This is a genomic window from Brenneria corticis (assembly GCF_003115855.1).
In the GTDB taxonomy this organism is placed as follows: Bacteria; Pseudomonadota; Gammaproteobacteria; order Enterobacterales; family Enterobacteriaceae; genus Brenneria; species Brenneria corticis.
The window spans coordinates 128751-144552 of sequence record NZ_KZ819072.1 but is presented as its reverse complement, the minus strand read 5'-3'; the positions used below and the strand labels follow the sequence as shown (position 1 = coordinate 144552).

16 protein-coding genes are annotated in these 15802 nt (G+C 62.1%); 6 read left to right on the top strand and 10 right to left on the bottom strand.

Going from position 1 to position 15802, the window contains the following annotated elements:
* Window positions 1–10: 10 nt before the first annotated feature.
* The 7 genes from DDT56_RS02565 to DDT56_RS02535 all read right to left on the bottom strand — a co-directional run bounded on the left by DDT56_RS02565 (window position 11) and on the right by DDT56_RS02535 (window position 7646).
* Window positions 11–673: a methionine ABC transporter permease gene (locus DDT56_RS02565; protein ID WP_136164950.1), complete on the bottom strand. Its 663-nt coding sequence runs from the start codon at window positions 671–673 to the stop codon at window positions 11–13.
* On the bottom strand, window positions 645–1826 hold the full coding sequence (locus tag DDT56_RS25020) for a methionine ABC transporter ATP-binding protein (protein ID WP_136164949.1): 1182 nt from the start codon (window positions 1824–1826) through the stop codon (window positions 645–647). The genes DDT56_RS02565 and DDT56_RS25020 overlap by 29 nt, the downstream gene beginning before the upstream one ends.
* The gene (locus tag DDT56_RS02555) at window positions 1823–2659 is read right to left on the bottom strand and encodes a MetQ/NlpA family ABC transporter substrate-binding protein (RefSeq protein WP_136164948.1); all 837 of its coding nucleotides are present in this window, start codon (window positions 2657–2659) and stop codon (window positions 1823–1825) included. The genes DDT56_RS25020 and DDT56_RS02555 overlap by 4 nt, the downstream gene beginning before the upstream one ends.
* Window positions 2660–3010: 351 nt before the next feature.
* Window positions 3011–3787, bottom strand: coding sequence for a DUF3750 domain-containing protein (locus DDT56_RS02550; protein ID WP_136164947.1), 777 nt, complete (start codon window positions 3785–3787; stop codon window positions 3011–3013).
* Window positions 3788–4023: 236 nt separating this feature from the next.
* A complete protein-coding gene (locus tag DDT56_RS02545) occupies window positions 4024–5205 on the bottom strand; it encodes an MFS transporter (RefSeq protein WP_136164946.1) in 1182 nt (393 codons plus the stop codon).
* Window positions 5202–6326 carry an alkene reductase gene (locus DDT56_RS02540; protein ID WP_136164945.1) on the bottom strand — a complete coding sequence of 375 codons (1125 nt, stop codon included), beginning with the start codon at window positions 6324–6326 and terminating at the stop codon, window positions 5202–5204. The genes DDT56_RS02545 and DDT56_RS02540 overlap by 4 nt, the downstream gene beginning before the upstream one ends.
* A gap of 3 nt (window positions 6327–6329) precedes the next feature.
* Window positions 6330–7646 carry an SGNH/GDSL hydrolase family protein gene (locus DDT56_RS02535; protein WP_210416960.1) on the bottom strand — a complete coding sequence of 439 codons (1317 nt, stop codon included), beginning with the start codon at window positions 7644–7646 and terminating at the stop codon, window positions 6330–6332.
* A gap of 111 nt (window positions 7647–7757) precedes the next feature.
* Here DDT56_RS02535 and DDT56_RS02530 point away from each other — a divergent pair, with 111 nt between their 5' ends.
* Window positions 7758–8669 carry a LysR family transcriptional regulator gene (locus DDT56_RS02530; RefSeq protein ID WP_136164944.1) on the top strand — a complete coding sequence of 304 codons (912 nt, stop codon included), beginning with the start codon at window positions 7758–7760 and terminating at the stop codon, window positions 8667–8669.
* A gap of 97 nt (window positions 8670–8766) precedes the next feature.
* Here DDT56_RS02530 and DDT56_RS02525 read toward each other — a convergent pair whose 3' ends face one another.
* Entirely contained in the window at window positions 8767–9975 is a 1209-nt protein-coding gene (locus tag DDT56_RS02525; RefSeq protein ID WP_136164943.1) for an MFS transporter, read from the bottom strand.
* Window positions 9976–10182: 207 nt separating this feature from the next.
* On the opposite strand from DDT56_RS02525, the gene DDT56_RS02520 reads away from it, so the two are divergent.
* Window positions 10183–11130: a LysR family transcriptional regulator gene (locus tag DDT56_RS02520; protein ID WP_136164942.1), complete on the top strand. Its 948-nt coding sequence runs from the start codon at window positions 10183–10185 to the stop codon at window positions 11128–11130.
* 41 nt (window positions 11131–11171) lie between these two features.
* Here DDT56_RS02520 and tsuB read toward each other — a convergent pair whose 3' ends face one another.
* Both tsuB and tsuA read right to left on the bottom strand, forming a co-directional pair.
* Window positions 11172–11396 (bottom strand): thiosulfate utilization sulfurtransferase TsuB/YeeD, encoded by a 225-nt coding sequence (gene tsuB, locus DDT56_RS02515; RefSeq protein WP_136164941.1) that lies wholly within the window; start codon window positions 11394–11396, stop codon window positions 11172–11174.
* Between the two features lie 19 nt (window positions 11397–11415).
* The gene (gene tsuA / locus DDT56_RS02510; protein WP_168197559.1) at window positions 11416–12471 is read right to left on the bottom strand and encodes a thiosulfate utilization transporter TsuA/YeeE; all 1056 of its coding nucleotides are present in this window, start codon (window positions 12469–12471) and stop codon (window positions 11416–11418) included.
* Between the two features lie 314 nt (window positions 12472–12785).
* Between tsuA and DDT56_RS02505 the strand changes: the two genes are divergently transcribed.
* The 4 genes from DDT56_RS02505 (at window position 12786) to DDT56_RS02490 (ending at window position 15798) form a co-directional block, all read left to right on the top strand.
* Window positions 12786–13907 carry a 1-propanol dehydrogenase PduQ gene (locus DDT56_RS02505; protein WP_136164939.1) on the top strand — a complete coding sequence of 374 codons (1122 nt, stop codon included), beginning with the start codon at window positions 12786–12788 and terminating at the stop codon, window positions 13905–13907.
* A gap of 173 nt (window positions 13908–14080) precedes the next feature.
* Complete coding sequence (gene pduL / locus DDT56_RS02500) at window positions 14081–14749, top strand: phosphate propanoyltransferase (RefSeq protein WP_136164938.1); 669 nt, start codon at window positions 14081–14083, stop codon at window positions 14747–14749.
* A gap of 3 nt (window positions 14750–14752) precedes the next feature.
* Window positions 14753–15544: a flavoprotein gene (locus DDT56_RS02495; protein ID WP_136164937.1), complete on the top strand. Its 792-nt coding sequence runs from the start codon at window positions 14753–14755 to the stop codon at window positions 15542–15544.
* Window positions 15526–15798: a EutN/CcmL family microcompartment protein gene (locus DDT56_RS02490; RefSeq protein WP_136164936.1), complete on the top strand. Its 273-nt coding sequence runs from the start codon at window positions 15526–15528 to the stop codon at window positions 15796–15798. The genes DDT56_RS02495 and DDT56_RS02490 overlap by 19 nt, the downstream gene beginning before the upstream one ends.
* Window positions 15799–15802 lie beyond the last annotated feature (4 nt).

The following is a 15802-nucleotide window of genomic DNA, read 5'->3' as shown; positions in this document are numbered from 1 at the left end:
AAGCGCAATCCTAGCGATTGCGCAGCCAGCGGGAGTAGCGGTCGCCGATAAGCTGCACCACGGTCACCATGGCGATCAGGATGGCGATAACGATGACCATCACCTGACTGTCGAAGCGCTGGTAGCCATAGCGGATCGCCAGATCCCCCAGCCCTCCGGCACCCACCGCGCCGGCCATCGCCGATGAGCTGATAAGCGCCACCAGCGTAATGGTGAAACCGCCGACAATCCCCGGCAGCGCTTCCGGCAGATAGACATAACGCACGATATGCCATTTTTTACAGCCCATCGCCTGGGCCGCCTCGACGAGTCCGGGATCGACTTCACGCAGATTAACCTCGACGATGCGCGCAAAAAACGGCGTGGCGCTGATAGCCAGCGGCACAATCGCCGCCCATACGCCGATGGTGGTGCCCGCCACCCAGCGGGTAAACGGGATCAGCGCCACCAGCATGACGATAAACGGCGTGGCGCGGAAGCCGTTGATCACCCCGCCCACCACGCGGTGGAAACGGGGAGAGGCAATCAAACCGCCCGGCGCGGTCATAATCAGCATCACCGCCAGCGGAATACCGGCGACAAAGGCGATACTGCCCGATACGCCGACCATGGTCAGCGTATCGACAAACGCTTGCGTATAGCGGTCAGGCGGAATGGAAAGCGAAGGGAACATAACCAATCACCTCAATTTGATGCGCAATGGCCTGCGGCCCCTGCGTAAGGCTGGTGAAATCCGGCAGCGGCGCCGCGGCCGACGCCGCCAGCAACAGACGGCCGTGCGCATGGCCCTGAATGCGATCCATCCCGCCATAAACCAGACGCACCGGCGTTTGCAGCGCCTGGGCGATGCGGGTGAAATCCGGCTCCAGTCCTCCTTCGCCGCTGTATGAGAGTTGCCAAATCCGCTCGCCGTCGCCGTTCGACGGCGGCTGCGGCCGCAGACGGCGCAGCAAATCATCCGGCACGCCGTGCTGCAACGGCGCCAGCAGCGCTTTCGTCGCCTCATGTTGCGGCGAGCCGAAAACCTGCCAGACCTCGCCCAGCTCGGCGATGCGCCCCTGCTCCAGCACCAGCACCCGTTCGGCTATTTCACGGATCACGCTCATCTCATGGGTGATCACCACGATGGTAATGCCCAGACGCCGGTTGATATCGCGCAGCAGCTGCAAAATGGACTGGGTGGTTTCCGGATCCAGCGCCGACGTGGCCTCATCGCACAGCAACACGTCCGGCGCGGTGGCCAGGGCGCGCGCAATGCCCACCCGTTGTTTCTGCCCGCCCGACAGGCGGCTCGGGTAGACGTTGCGTTTATCCTGCAGCCCCACCAGCGCCAGCAGCTCAGCCACGCGCCGGTCGATCTGTTCCTGCGGCACGCCGGCCACCCGCAACGGCAGCGCCACGTTTTCCCACACCGTTCTGGCCGCCAGCAGGTTGAAATGCTGAAAAATCATGCCGACGCGGCGCCGCAGGTTCACCAGCTGGTTTTCATCAAGGGTGCTGATATCGACGTCGTCGATAAGCACCCTGCCGACCGTCGGCCTCTCCAGACGGTTAATGGTGCGCAGCAGGCTGGACTTGCCCGCGCCGCTGCGACCGATAATGCCGAAAATGCACCCCGCCGGAATGGTCAGACTGATATCCGTCAATGCCTGTACCGGCTTATTCGGCGAAGGGTAAACCCGGGAAAGGCGCTCAAAGGTCACCGACGAGCCGGATGCGCCGCGCGGCGCCGATACGTCTGAAGACGCCCCGGCGACAGACTGCGCGCCGGCCGCCGGTTTACCCCAATCCAGTATCGTTTTCATCACCGCGCCCGCCAGACTCATGGCTTCGCGCCCTCCTTGAGCCAGGGCAGCGCATAGAGGTTGGGATCGTTATTGAAGCGTTTGGCGATGGTATCGCGCACCGCGGCGGAGTTCTGGTAAATGCTGATAAATTTCCGTAACAGCGGATCGTCGGCGCGATCGCTGCGGACGGTGAAATTCATGGCGTAGTAGGTATCGCTGACGCCGGAATAGAGCAGCGCCTGACTGGCTTTCTCCGGGATCCCGGCGTTAAAGAAATAGGAAGGCCAGACGATGGAGAGATCGAGATCCTGCAGGGAACGGATCAACTGCGGCCCTTCTATCTCGAAAAATTTCAGCTTATGCGGATTGTCCGTCACGTCATCCAGCGTGGCGTCCGTGGCCTCGCCGTTGCGCAGTTTGATCAGATTCGCTTTCTGCAACAGCAGCAGCGCGCGCCCCTGATTGACCGGATCGTTGGGCACGCCGACTTTCGCGCCTTGCGGCACCGCGTTCAGATCGGTTATTTTATTCGAATAAATACCGATATTTTGCAATAAACCAAAACCGATATTCTTTAATTTATACCCGCGTTCTTTAATGGCATTTTGCAGGAATGGCTCATGCTGGAAAAAATTCAGATCGATATCGCCGTTATTCAGCGCTTCATTAGGCAAAGTCCAGTCGGTAAATTCCACCAGTTGCACATCGATCCCCTGCGCCTTTGCATCATTAACCACGGCCAGAATGGCATCGGAGGTCGCCCCGGCGGTGGAGCCGATCTTCACCACCTCCGCGGCCTGAACCGTTAACGCCAAAGAGCACAGCGCGCCGGCGAACAGTTTTCTCAACATCCTTACGTATCTATTTTTCATTATAATATTTCCTCTTTACGGCTCAGCGTTTTACTGCGCCATGACTGCTGATAATATTCTGAATATACCCGTTATGTCGGACGCGGAATTAGTTACTGGTGGTTTTTCGGCAACCCGAAATTTATGGGGAATATATGGCGGTAACCTAATCATTATTTTCAGCGATCCCGGCGTACTTATTGATTACCGACGGTAATTGATGGGTTCAGACCAGTCAAAACAAAAAAATGAAAAAGGATTCCCATTAATTGCATTTAATAAAAGCGCCGTTTGCGGCGCGGATAATTACCGTTCGAATAGTGGTCAATATTTCGCTATTCGGGCGAAGCCTGTTGATGAATAAGCCGGCTCTCAGCTCTCTTCCTGTTGCACATTGTCATAGCCAAACCGGCCGATAAACGGCAAACGCAGCGCCGGGGAGGTGAGATCCACGCCCACATTAATCCCCAACACATTGACCTCGATACCCTCCTCCGCGCCCAAGGTAAAACCCAGCACGCCCAGCAATGAAACCTGCACGCCCTTGCCGGAAGGGGGTAAGCCGATCGGACGCGTTAACGCACGGTAATCCTTGCCGACGGCGTTGGCCGGCATATCCAGCTTCAGCGCCGGCACTTCCCTGCCGATATGGGCGATAAAGGTATTGCTGTTCGGACCGGGCCAGGCGCGGTAGGTCTGGGGATAAGGATAACTTTTGATCGCCGCCTCAATCCGCGGGATCATCGCTTCGGCCGCCGCCCCGCGATGATCCGCCAACAGCGACGGGCGCGCGCCATACCAGTAGCCATCCGGGATCGAGCGGTTAAGACGAATCACATTTTCATCGCCCCAGCGGGTGACCTCATAGCGGCTGTATTGGGTTTCGCCGGCTTTCTTGAAGATGATCCACGGATGCACCGCCACCAACCCTCGCCAGCCGTAGGCGGGCGCCGCATAGATTTGCACTATCGCCGTTTGACGGAATTTCACCGCATCCGGCGCCATCCCCGCGGAGTCGCGCCTGGTTCCCCACCAATTCTGGCCGGTAAAGGTCTCCCCGCGCTGCATGGCTTTGGCATAACTCTGCCAAAGTGGCAGCAGCAATACGCAGCAGACAATAACAACCGTCAACGCCTTGAGATAGCTCATCTATTCAGTCACCCCGATGAAAAGAACGAAAAAGGAAGGCTATTGATCGCCATCCCGTTACCGGATTGGCCGCGGCAGCCTTATCCGATACCGCCACTGTATACGGTTTTTTTTCAATCTATCACAAGAAATGCAAAGGAATGGCGGCAGCGACAAGCTGCCGCCGGTATGGCGTGTCCTGGCGAAAATACTCCCCTCGTCTTTTAAGCCGCGGCTACGTTAACCTATCTTGAAACCTATTGGGGGGATAGGCGGCGATGCCGCTGCGCTAGCCACAGCAACGGCAGCTGCGCCAACAACGCCAGCAGCACGCCCACCCAGGGAGTCTGCGCCAGGCGATCCTGCGCCACCAGCGCGCTGCCCGCCGTCTCGCCCAGGGTAATGCCCAGATTGAAAGCCGAGATATTCAGCGCCGACGCGAAGTCCACCGCGCGCGGCGTCCAGCGCTCGGCGGTATCCAGCATACCCGCCTGAAAGCCCGGCGACATGCCGAAGGCCAGCGCCCCCCAGACAAACAGCAGCGGCACCATCGCCAGCTTGTAAGGCATCAATAGCGCCAGCGCCGCGAGCGCCAGCAGCAGCCCCGCCAGCATACGCCGCAACGCGACCGCCCAGCCCAGGCTCGCCGCCAGCCTGCCTCCGGCCAGATTGCCGACCAGCGTCGCCGCGCCGAACACCATCAGCAGCAAGCTGGCGCCGTGGATTGAAAACCCGGTGATGCCGGTCAGAATCGGCGTCACGAAGGTGAAGGCCGCGAAGCTGGCGCCGAAGCCCAATATGGTGACGCTCATCATCGCCAGAATGGCGGGCTGGCCCAGCACGGCCAGTTGCGTCGCCGCCCGGCCCGCCGACGGCGCCGACAGTTCCGGCACCCAGCGCGCGGTAGCCGCCCAGGCGACCGCGGCCAGCAACGCCACGGCAAAGAACGGCAGCCGCCAGCCAAAACCATTGCCGATAAAACTCCCCAGCGGTACGCCGATGACCATTGCCAGCGTCAGCCCGGCGAACATAAGCGCAATGGCGCGGCTGGCCTGCCCTTGCGGCGCCAGCCGCGCGGCCACCGTCGCGCCGATAGCGAAGAAACTGCCGTGCGCCACCGCGGTGACGATACGCCCGGTCAGCAGCATCGCGTAGCTGGCGGACAGCGCCGCCAGCAGATTGCCGACGAGGAATACGCCCACCAGCGTCAGCAGCACCGGCCTGCGCGGCAAACGCGCCAGCCCCAATACCACCAGCGGCGTGCCAATCGCCAGCGCCAGCGCATATAAGCCGACCAGTCCGCCGGCGCGCGCCAGCGACACGTCAAGATCCGCGGCGATGGCCGGCAGCACGCCGACCACGATAAACTCCGCCACGCCGATGGCGAAAGCCGTCACGGCCAGCGCCCAGACGCCCGGATGGGTACGATGCCTACTCATGCTTTGTCGCCCCGCCCTGCCGGCCTCGCTCTGGGATAGTCGGTATAGCCCTCAGTCCCGCCGCCGAAAAAGCGGCTGGCGTCGGGTTGATTCAACGGCAAGCCCTGCCGCAAACGCGCCGGCAGATCCGGATTGGCGATAAACGGCCGCCCAAAGCCGATCAGGTCGGCCCAGCCGTTGCGCAGCGCCTGCTCGGCGCGCGCCAGATGGTACTTGCCGGCGTAGATCAGCGTACCGCGGTAGATCAGACGCAGCGCGTCCTTAAACGCCGCGGGCATATCCGGCGCATCGTCCCAGTCCGCCTCGGCGATATGAATGTAGGCCACGCCCAGATCGTCCAGCAGCCTGGCCGCGCCGAGGTAGGTCGCCTGCGGGGTGTCATCCACGGCGCCCTGCAAGGTGGTCAGCGGGGCGAGCCGCACCCCGAGACGCTGCGCGCCGGTAACGTCGGCCACCGCCTCCACCACCTCGCGCAGAAAACGCAGGCGGTTGGGCAGGCTGCCGCCGTACTCGTCGGTGCGCACATTGGCCTGGGAGTCGATAAACTGATTGATCAGATAGCCGTTGGCGGCGTGCAGTTCGACGCCGTCGAAGCCCGCCGCCAGCGCGTTACGCGCGGCGTCGGCGTAGCTGCGCACCACGTCGGCAATCTCCGCCGCGGTGAGCGCCCGCGGCGCCGAATGCTGCACCATTTCGCCTGCGCCGGAGAGCGGCCCTTTGCCGGCGGGGTCGATAAACGACATCACGCCTTCGGCCACCAGCGGCGAGGAGGAAACCGGCGCCGCGCCGCCGGGCTGCAATGAGGTGTGCGATACCCGGCCGACGTGCCATAGCTGGGCGAAGATACGCCCGCCGGCGGCATGCGTCGCCGCGGTAACGCCGCGCCAGCCGGCGACCTGCTCGGGCGTGTGCATGCCGGGCGTCCAGGCGTATCCCTGCCCCTGCTGGCTGATTTGCGTGCCTTCGCTGACAATCAAGCCGGCCGAGGCGCGCTGCGCGTAATATTCCGCCATCAGCGCGGTCGGCACGTTGCCGTCGCCGGCGCGCGAACGGGTCATGGGCGGCATGACGATACGGTTGGGCAACCTCAGGTCGCCCAGTCGATAGGGGGTGAAAAGCATAATTTATCGCTCCTGTGTCGCGGCCGAATGGTCCTCGGCCGAAATAGTGGAATCTGCAAACAGCGCATTAAGATCGACGGCGTCCGCCATAACGCGGTTGCCCGCATCGCCGGGATGCAGCCGATCGCCGGAATCGACGTCGCGCTCGAGACGTTCGGGATGCGCCGCATCGCGCAGCACGGCATCGAAATCGATCACCGCGTCGAACGCGCCGCTGCCGCGTATCCAGTCATTGACCTGGCGGCGCAAGGCGTCCTTCTCCGGATGGTAGTAGTCGTCCAACGGCGTGTCGGGCAGCGCGCCGGCGAACGGCGTCAGCGTAGCGCCGATAACGCGCACGCCGCGGCGGTGCGCCTGGACGATCAATTGACGATAGCCCGCCGTCAGCGCCTCCAGCGTCGGCTGCGGGCTGGTCGGCGCAAACGCCGTTCCCGGCCAGGCGATATCATTGATGCCCAGCATCACGATAACGCTTTGCACGCCCGGCTGGTTCAGCACGTCGCGATCGAGCCGCGCCAGCGCATTGACGCCCATACCGTCGGAGAGCATGCGGCCGCCGGAAATGCCGGCGTTAATAACCGCCACGTCATGCGGAGCCAGCCGGGCGGCCAGCAGGTCCGGCCAGCGGCGGTCTTTATCCAGCGAGGCGGCGGCGCCGTCGGTAATGGAATCGCCGATGACCGCCACCGCCCGCGCCGGCGCGGCCGTCTCAACCTCAACGCCCGACCACAGCAGCCGCGTGGTGGTGAGCTGCGCCGCATCCCCTGCGCCGGGCCATTGACGATCCGACGTGCGATCGCCGGGAACGATCCAGCCGCTCTGCCGGCCGTCCCAGTGAAACGTGCTGACCGGCGTTTTTTCGGGCAGATACAGACTTAGCGCCACCTGCCCCAACGCCGGCACGAACAGGGCGACCGGATCGCTGATAAGCGTTGCGCCGGGGAGAAGCGTCGCCGTTTCCCGCCCGCCGAACGTCAGGGTACGCAGGCTGTCGGCAACCAGCGCGCCGTCCGTTGCCGGCAGCGCGAGCGTCGCTTTGCCCAGCCTAACGGGCTGACGGCCATAGGCATTGGACAGCAGGATACGCATCCGCTCCCCGCCCAGGCTGACGCGCGCCACCTGGCGCACGGTCTGATGTTGCAGCTCGGTCGGCGCATTGAGAGGAAACAGGAAATCCTCCCCCCACACCGGCTGAGGGCTGGCGCTCCAGGTCGCGACCCAAGCCACCCCGTCGGCGGCGAGCGCGGCGGCGGGGAGTAGGCCGGCGGCGAGCGCGGCGGTCAGCATCAGGGAGCCGGAGAATTGAGTGAGTGTTTTCATATCAGTGAATTCAGTAGCAATGTGTCGCTAAATAATGAACTTGACGACATAAATGAACTAGACTGGCCACAGGAAAAACATTTGTGAATTGAAGTCATTAAGGAGGTCGTTATGGCCCGTCTGGACGTCAACCGATCCGGAGAACTGGAGGTTTTTGTACAAGCCATCGAGTTGGGCGGATTTTCCGCCGCCGCCCGGGCCTGCGGCATGACGCCCTCCGCGGTGAGCAAGCTGGTCGCGCGGCTTGAGAGCCGCCTGGGCACCCGGCTGGTGAACCGCTCCACCCGTCAGCTCCAGCTCACCCCGGAGGGCTGCGCCTTTTACGAGCGCGGCGTGCGCATCCTGAACGATCTGAACGAAGCGGAGCGCTGCGTCAGCGCCCACTCCACGCCGCGCGGGCGGCTGAGGGTCAATGCCAACGTCACCTTCGGAAACCATTTTCTACTGCCGCTGGCCGCGGAATTTCTGGCGCGTTATCCCGACGTAATGCTGGATATCGTCCTTACCGATGAAGTCATCGATATTCTGGAGCAGCGCACCGACGTCGCCGTGCGCGCCGGCCCGCTTAAAAGCTCCAATCTGCTGGCGCGCAAACTCGGCCAGACGCGCATGACGATCGTCGCCGCGCCCGACTATCTGCAACGTCACGGCACGCCGTCCACGCCGGATGAACTGGCGCGGCATAACCGACTGGGCGCCAACTATGCCCGCGCCCAGCCCGGCTGGCCGCTGCGCTACGCCGGCGAGGATATCGTGGTTCCGGTCACCGGCAACGTACAGGCCAGCGACGGCGAAGCGCTGTACCGTCTGGCGCTCGCCGGCGTGGGTCTGGCCCGTCTGGCGGCCTTCCGGGTGCGCGACGATATCGCCGCCGGCCGCTTACGGCCGGTGCTCGAAGAGCTCAATCCGGGCGATATCGAGGAAATCCATGCCGTGTTCGTCGGCCAGGGCGGCTACCTGCCGCTGCGGGTGCGCGCCTTGCTGGACTTTCTGGTGGAACGGGTCAGGATCGACGGGCAGTGAGCGACCGCGGCGGCAGTGCGAGGGCCCGCCGCTATCCGGCGTCAGCCGTATCATCGCGACAGACAGCGCTAACGCGGCGACGCCTTTCGCCGCCCTCTCAGCGCTTCACCGATGACGGAAAGCCGTGCCGCGCCGCACTCCACACCACCGCCAGCGTGGCCGTCAGCAAGACCAGAACCGCGGGCGAAAACGCGCCGACGCCCGCCTGGTCAAGCAATACGCCGCCGATAATACCGCCGCCGGCGATGGCCGCGTTCCAGGCGGTCACCAGCATGGACTGCGCGACATCCGCTGCTTCTCCCGCCGTTCTGGCCAGCGCCATCTGCAACAGCGTCGGCGCGCCGCCGAAAGCAAGCCCCCAGGCGGCGATGGCCGAATAAACCATGGCCGGCGCATTGCCGGACACGCCCAGCGCTAACGCCGCGAGGCCAAACAATAGCGTACTGGCAAGAGTCAGCGCGCGCAGGTGGCGGTCGATCAGCGCGCCGGTGATCCACAGACCAATCAGCGAGGCGATGCCGAAAACCAGCAGCGCCGCATCGGTCCGTTCGGCCATCTCGAACCTCGCCAGAAAGGGGGCGATATAGGTATAGAGAATGTTGTGCGCCAGTACAAAGGACAGCACCACAAACAGCACCGGACGAATGCCGGCGATGACGAACACGCGCGCCACAGACTGTTGTTTCCCCATCGCCACGCCTGGGAAATCCGGCACCTTGATCCGCACCCAGAACATCAGCAGCAACGCCAGCAGGCTCATAAGGCCGAAACAGGCGCGCCACCCCACCAGCGCGCCGAGAAAGGCGCCGGCGGGCACGCCCAGCGACAGCGCCAACGGCGTTCCCACCATGGCAATGGCGATGGCGCGCCCTTTCTGATGTTCAGGCACCATGCGTGCGGCATACCCTGCCAGCAGCGCCCATAGCAGCCCCGCCGATACGCCCGCCAGAAACCGGGCGACCATCATCAACGCATAGCTCGCGGAAATCGCGGTGATGGTATTGGCGGCGACAAAACCGGCGATAGCGGTCAATAACAGCGGCCTGCGCCGCATACTCTGCGTGACGGCGGTCAACGGAATGGCCGCGACCAGGGAACCGATGGCATAAAAAGTGACGGTTTGGCCGACCAATGCCTCGGAAACCGCAAGACTCCGCGACATTTGCGGCAACAGCCCCGCCGGAAGCGCCTCGGTCAGAATGGTGATAAAGGCCGCCATCGCCAGAGCGAGCAGCGCGGCCATCGGGAGTCGGTCGCCCGGCGCTGAAAGCGCATTCCTCGTCCCCTGTTGCTGCGCCGCGGTCATCGTCCCGCCCCCGGAGAAACTGGGGCGGCATCGGATAAACAGGCGGCGAGGCGGTCGGGCATACGCAGCGAAAATGTGGCGTCAGTCAAAACAGATCCCTTCTTTTATGGTGAATGTCTCCATCACCATAGAAAGTCTTTCATTAAAGAAAAAGTAGGGTACAGTTCCTGGTTATGAGGAATCAGATGTCCGCAATTGAGGCGCGTTATGGATAGTCTGAATGGTTTTACGGTGTTTGTGCAGGTCGCCGAAACGCGCAGCTTCGTCGCGGCGGGAAGGCTGCTGGGCGTGTCGGCCTCGGCCGTCGGCAAGAGCGTGGCGCGACTGGAGGCAAAGCTCGGCGTGCGTCTGTTTCATCGCAGCACGCGCAGCATTACGCTGACCGCCGAAGGCGAGCTGTTCCTGGAACGCAGCCGCCGCATCCTCGCTGAAATCGAAGCCGCGGAGCTGGAACTGTCGCAGACGGCGGCGGCGCCGCGCGGTCGTCTGCGGGTCAGCCTGCCGCTGGTCAGTTCGCTGATATTGCCCGCTCTCAGCGAATTTATGCATAAATATCCGGCGATTGAACTGGATCTGGACTTCACCGACCGGCTGGTCGATGTCATCGGCGAAGGTTTTGACGCCGTGGTCAGGACCGGCGCCCCCTCCGACTCGCGTCTGTCCGCGCGCAGGTTGGGCACCTTCCGGGCGACGCTGGTCGCCTCCCCCGACTATCTGTCGCGCCGGGGTACGCCGCGGACGCCCGCCGACCTGCTCGACCATAGCTGCCTGCACTACCGCTTTCCGAATAGCGGCAAACTGGAGACGTGGCCGCTGCGCCGCACGGCCGGCGAACCCGACCTGCAGTTGCCGATCTCGATGATCTGCAACAACATCGAAGCCCGCGTATGCTTTGCGCTGCAAGGCCGCGGCATCGCTTTTCTGCCGGATTTCGCGGTAAAAGAACTGCTGGCCGACGGACGACTGCGCGGCGTACTGACCGATCATGTGGTGCGGACGGGCACTTTCCATGTGCTGTGGCCCGCCAGCAAACATCCCTCCCCCAAGGTCCGGGCATTGGTCGATTTTCTCTGCGCGCGCGTGTTCCGCAATCAGGCACCCGGCGCCGACGACTTATTACCTGAATTCGGCGCGAAAAATGCCAACCCCCGTTGATTCCCCTGGCGCGGCCAAAGGCTACAGGGATGCGCAGTACATCAGCTTTTCCTCACCGTGATGCTCCATTGGGCGTCGCCCACCTGCCGATAGTCGGAGACGACGTGTCCCTCTTCCGCCGCCCACAGCGGAATACTCTCGGTGGCCTGGGTGCAGTCGAAATCAATCACCAGCTCGTCGCCGGATTGCAGCGTCGCCATCGCCGCTTTCGCTTCAATCAGCGGAAACGGACAGACCTGGTTGATAACATCAAGCTTTTTAATCATAACGACTCCTATAACGCGATCAGCTGGAGGCGGCTTGCAGATTCGCCTGGCGCTGCGGACGGACGAATAAATACCATGAAGCCGTCCACGCCCCCAGAATCATACAGGCCAGCCCGACCCAGCCCTGCCAGGTGATCAGCGCGGTCATCACCAGACCGTTGCCGATTGAACACCCGCCGGCGATGCTGGCGCCGAATCCCATCAGAATGCCGCCGGAGAAACTGCGCACCGAGGTCGCGGCGTCGGCGGCGCGGATACGGAATTCACGACTGCCTTTGGCGGCGATAAACGACCCCAGAAAAATCCCCAACACCAGGAACACGCCCCAGTTAAGGAACTTGTCATTCCCGATCACCAGATACTGCAAGATATTGGCGCTGGGCGTGGTAATGCCCAGACCGAACACCCGCCCGGTGGCCGCGCTGAGCGGCCAGGCCAGCAGGGCGATAAGCCCAATCAGCACCGCGGTGACGAACGGATGCCAGCGTTTTTCAAATAACAGGTGCGCCAGGCCGGATTTCCGCCGCGGCAGCGCGGCGACGTTCAGTCTGGGCTTTTTCAGCTCCTTGGCCGCCAGCCAGCCGGTCACCGCGATCAGCAGCGCGATAAACAGCCACGGCGACAGGCCCAACGTTTCGGCAATGGAGTTATGTTCGGTGCTCAGCGACTTTATCTGCCGGTTGAAGGCGGTCAAATGGTCGGATCGCATCACGGCGCTGGAAAGCATATAGGCGAACAGCGCGATCCAACTGGCGATAAGCCCTTCGCCGGCGCGATACCAGGTGCCGGTGGCGCACCCGTCCGCCATTATGATCCCGATGCCGAAAACATAGCTGCCCAGCACGGTGCCGAACCAGGGAAAAGCGCCGGCGTCGTAGCTTAATCGCCCGGTGGCGATCAGGGCGAAAACTCCGACGCTTTGAATCGCAATGGCGATTAACAGGGCGTAAAAGATGCGGTTGTTTTTGGCGATATACATATCGCGAAAACCGCCGGTAAGACAGAATCTGCCGCGTTGCATCACAAAGCCAAGCAATGCGCCGCATAACAGTCCTGAGAAGATCGGTTGCAGCATAATCATGCACCATTCTCACATTATAGGGAGCATAAAGTATTCGCCGCCGCCGCCCGACCAGCAAATAACCAAAGAAAATAATATATACCTGAATAGTTCAAGGAGAGCCGTAACCCCGACCCGGCGAATCGCCTGTTTTTCTGCATCATTCAGCGCTGCCGGCCGCCCGCCGTGACGTGTGACGGTGGACTATTTTGATTTGCCGCGCCACGGAAGACAAAAGAATCCCTCTGCTGAACAAGTCCGCCGCTACGGCGCTATTTTCTCCCATGCTAGGGTAGTGACCGCACCAGAACGGAGGCAGCCTGGACAGTATGAAAAATCCTTTATTATTTGCCAATCCGCGCGTTTATTTTGGCGAGGCGGCAACGGAGGCGTTGCGCGCTTTCAACGGCAGAAACATCGCCATTGTGACCGATGACTTTATGGTCAAATCCGGTAAAACCGACTATCTGGCAGGCTTTATGCCGGACGCGCGCATCACTATTTTCAGCGGCGTCACCCCCGACCCGGATGTGGATATTCTGCAAAGCGGCGCGACGCAGTTCAAAGCGTTTCAACCGGAGGTGATTATCGCGCTCGGCGGCGGTTCATCGCTGGATGCGGCTAAAGGCATCAAGGTGACCCTGCAGGAGTATCGCCCGGAAAAAGCCATCACGCTGGTCGCCATTCCCACCACCAGCGGCTCAGGATCGGAGGTGACCGCCTACGCCATTATCTCCGATACCGAGCTCGGACAAAAATATCCCCTGGTTGCCGATCAACTGCTGCCGGACATCGCCATTCTCGACCCGCATCTGGTGTTGAGCGTCCCGCGCGCCGTGGCGGTGGATACGGGAATGGACGTCCTGACGCACGCGATTGAAGCTTACCTCTCCCCCGCCGCCAACGATTTCAGCGACGCGCTGGCCGAAAAGGCCATCAGGCTGGTCTGGCGCTATCTGCCGCAGGTGTTCGACCACGAAAAAGACCTCGCCGCACGCACCAGAATGCACAACGCCTCCTGTATGGCGGGCATGGCGTTCAACGCCGCCGGACTCGGTCTGGTACACGGTATGGCGCACGCGCTGGGCGGCGTGTTTCATATTCCCCACGGCAAGATCAACGCCATGCTGTTGCCGCTGGTGATTGACTACAATGCCGCCAACGGCTCCCCGGAAACGCTGGAACGCTACGCGCGCTGCGCCCGGATGCTCGGCGCGACGCAGGCGGACAAACGGGAGAGCATTCAACAGCTCACCCGGCTGATCCGGGCGATGAGCCGCCGGTTCGGCATTCCCGCCACGCTGCGGGAGCTGAACATTACGCAGACCGATATCGCTCAGCACCGCCAACGCCTGATCCAGGCCGCGCTGGCCGATGGCTGCACCGCCACCAACCCGCACGCACCGACCCATGGCGATATTGACCGGCTGATTACGCAAATCGCCGGCTAATCTGGACGGAATTGTCACGCTCCGCTTCAGCAGGGCAATAAAGTCCTCCTGAATAGCAAAACTTAGCGCGCCGCATTGATTATGTTGATGCTCAATGGAGTGAAACGTCATCGGGTTTACTCATCCACTTTCACCATCAACGGCAATAAAGATCACATCAGGTAATGGAAGCTATGAATGTCACTCAGCGACAAGAAGCAGAACGGATCACCCGGCAAATTGTTCAGGAACTGACCGCCGGGGGCACGGCATCGGCCGCCCCGGCGACGCTTCAGGTGCCGGTAGGCATTTCCAATCGCCACGTCCATCTCGCCCGTGAGGATATGGATATCCTGTTCGGCTACGGCTCGACGCTGACGCGGATGAAGGCCGTCAAACAGCCCGGCCAGTTCGCCGCCGAGGAAACCGTCATCCTGCGCGGCCCGAAAGGGGAAATCAAACATGTCCGGGTGCTCGGTCCGTTGCGCCCCGTTACGCAGATAGAAATTTCCGTCGCCGATGGTTTTGTTCTCGGCGTCGACGCGCCGATCAGAATGTCCGGCGACCTGGAGGACTCACCCGGTATCGAACTTGTCGGCTCGCAAGGCAGCGTGAAAAAGGACCGCGGGACGATCGTCGCCTGGCGGCATATCCACATCTCCCCGGAAGAAGCGGAAAGCCAGGGTCTGCGCGACGGGATGGAGGTCAGTATTCAGGTCGCGGGCAAACGCGCCGGCCTGATGCAACGCGTGATTGTCCGGGCAACGCAGGCATCGGTGCGGGAACTGCACATTGATGTGGAGGAAGCCAACGCCTACGGATTACGCAATGGCGATCGGGTAAGCATCCTCACAGGCGCATGACCAATGAATAGCCAGACTCTGTCATTACTGATCGACCACATCATCGCGGAAATCATGGTCGCCAGGTCGCGGCAAGCCATTGCCTCGCCGCGACCGTCCCTGCTGGTGGCGATCACCGGCGACGATGCCGCCGGGTTTCCGGCTACGCTGCGTTACCTGACGGCGCTGGAACGGGGCGGTTATGCGCTGCATTTGCTGTTTTCCCATAGCGCGCAACGCCTTGGCGCTACCTGGGCCGGAGAGATTAGCCACGCCTTGCCGCAGGCGCGCCAGCTGGCCGAAACGGATATCGAACCGGCGCATTGGCAAAACAGCGACGCGTTGCTGCTGCCTGCGCTCTCCAGCAACAGTCTGGCAAAAATCGCACTCGGGATACGTGACAATCCGGCAAGCCGCCTGGTTTTTCAGGCGCTGGCGCAAAACCTGCGCATTATGGCGACGCTGAACCGCGAGTGCGAACCGGCACGGCAGGGGAACGCATTACCGGCGGCGTATCTGGCGCAGTTGCGCCGCTACGTCGATACGCTGCAACGCATCGGCATCCATTTTATCACCCCCCGGGCCAGCGCATGCGCCACGGTAAACCGCCCCTTTTCTCATCCGGTCGCCCCGCCCCGTTCCGGCCGCGGCAAGCGTCTGATTACGCAACGGGAGGTGAGGCTGCACGATGCCCGACAAGCGCTGTATGTGGAAGCGGACGTACTGATTACGCCCGCAGCCCGCGATGAAATCGCCAGCAGAAAGATCACCCTGATAACCCATCCGCAGGAGGCTGCATGTATCTGGCAACGGTAACGGGAACGGTGGTCTCCACCACCAAACACTCCTCTTTGAACGGCATGAAACTGCTTATTGTTTCCCGCCTGGACGAGCATCTAACGCCGACCGGACGGCCTCAGGTCGCCGTGGATACCGTGGGCGCGGGTAATGGCGAAATAGTGATCGTCTCGACGGGAAGCTCGGCCCGCATGACCGACAGCAAAGAACATTCGGTCATTGATGCGGCGATTGTCGGCATCGTCGATGCCACGGAACGCGGCGGGGAGTAGAGAA